This window comes from Terrisporobacter muris (genome assembly GCF_024621905.1).
GTDB lineage: Bacteria > Bacillota > Clostridia > Peptostreptococcales > Peptostreptococcaceae > Terrisporobacter > Terrisporobacter muris.
In genome coordinates this window covers 1-1,720 of sequence record NZ_JANKBY010000512.1, presented here as the reverse complement: position 1 = coordinate 1,720, position 1,720 = coordinate 1, and the positions used below count along the sequence as shown (strand labels likewise).

The window sequence follows — 1,720 nt, the reverse complement described above, 5'->3', positions numbered from 1 at the left end:
CCGATCTAATAAATCATTTATTTATATTTTTATGTCAGTTTTTATTCTCTTTGGATATGTATTCTTTTTCAATTCTAATACTTTTATCAAGAATGAAAATGAAAAAAGCTATACTACACCAATATCTGAAATTAAAACTTTAGGAAACTATGAGATTCAAGTTAGAAGCAGAAAATATAGTCCAACTTCTAATATAGTTGAGTTTTATATTTACTGTGATAATCAATTGAACTTTAACGAAAGCAAACTTCAATTTGAACTTAGAGAGCAACAAAATCCATTAGAGGTTATAGAAACTAATATTAGAAGGTTAGACGAAAATAACTATATAGTTAGAGCAAAAGTTCATAAAAATTGGACTGTGTTATCTTTAGGAGTTGGTGAATTTATAGAAGAAGATCTACTTGATAATATAGATAATATAAATAATACTAGCGAAGAATATAATCAAACTTCATTAACAGAATTAGTAAAGTTTTATGTTGAAAAAGATGATATTGAATCAGTTATGAGCTTAAAAGAAAAAACAGCAAATGAATATTTATCTGAAGGAATAACTATAGAAATTGATATTATAAATGGAAAAATTAAAGAAGAAAATAATAGTATAGAAGAAAAAAATACTAACATAAAAACTTTAGAAGAAAATATTAAAAAATTAAAAGAAGAACAAGTTTATCAAACAGAAATTGAAATAAAAGATAGTGAAAATAAAATAAATTCTATCCAAGATACTATAAGAATTTTAAAAAATGAAATAGAAGATAGTAAAAAAAATATTCAAGTCTTTAAAGAAAAAATACAAAGACTTGAAGAAAAAAGAGCTGACTATTTGGAAAAATAGTCAGCTCTTTTAGAGCAAATTATAGGTGTTCAAAAGGTGTGTAGTGGTGTGTACTAGGTGTGTGGAAAGGTGTTCAAAAGGTGTGTATATAGGTATTTTTTTATACCCGTACTTTTGAGTTAATTTTTTAGAGAATTGCTAGGCTTTGCCTAGCTAACCATCTAAGATGGGTACAAAATCTCCTTATGCTCTTTTTTTCAGAGGAACGAAGAAAAAACTTCTACTTCCTCTAAGATTTTTTGTTGAAGAATTTAAATAAAAAATCTTGATAAACTTTAATATTTTCTTGAAAGGATTAATGATACTTATGAAAAATCAAATAAAAACATGTAAAATTGATATAAAAAATTTAAGTAAAGAAACTATAAATAAAATAGACGAACTTGCTAGAAAAAAAGGATTAAAGAGAAGTGAATTTTTAGAAAAATATATAGAACATATTGCATCTCAAAAAGAATTGTTTGAAGTTTTTAATCGTTATGAATGTTTACTAAAAAGAGTTGAAAATTCATTAAAATATAATACTGAAATTTTAGATAAATTTAGTGTATAAAAAGGAGAAAGTTTATTATGAATAAAAAAAATACAACAACTTCTTATGTTAGAGTGAATAATATAAGTGAAAGTACATTAGAAAAAATTGACTTAATGGCAGAAGAAAATGGATTAAGTAGAAATAACTTTCTAAAAAAATCTTTAGAAAATTTAGTTGTTTCAGATGGCATATCTGAACTTGATTCAAAATTCAATGAGTTAATAAAAAAAAATATTGGAGTATTAGATTTAAACACAAAAGTTCTTAAATATTTTTGTGAAGAAAATCTAATTGACATAAATCATTTAATTGAAAATTAATAAATAATAAAAAGGATAATA

General features: G+C 23.2%; 3 protein-coding genes. All 3 read left to right on the top strand.

Going from position 1 to position 1,720, the window contains the following annotated elements; genetic code table 11:
* On the top strand, window positions 1-844 hold an 844-nt coding region (locus NSA58_RS19800), incomplete at its 5' end, for a coiled-coil domain-containing protein (RefSeq protein ID WP_257560906.1).
* Between the two features lie 307 nt (window positions 845-1,151).
* Window positions 1,152-1,397 carry a hypothetical protein gene (locus tag NSA58_RS19795; RefSeq protein WP_257560905.1) on the top strand — a complete coding sequence of 82 codons (246 nt, stop codon included), beginning with the start codon at window positions 1,152-1,154 and terminating at the stop codon, window positions 1,395-1,397.
* A 17-nt stretch (window positions 1,398-1,414) separates the two neighbouring features.
* Window positions 1,415-1,699, top strand: coding sequence for a hypothetical protein (locus NSA58_RS19790; protein ID WP_257560904.1), 285 nt, complete (start codon window positions 1,415-1,417; stop codon window positions 1,697-1,699).
* The last annotated feature ends 21 nt before the right edge of the window (window positions 1,700-1,720 follow it).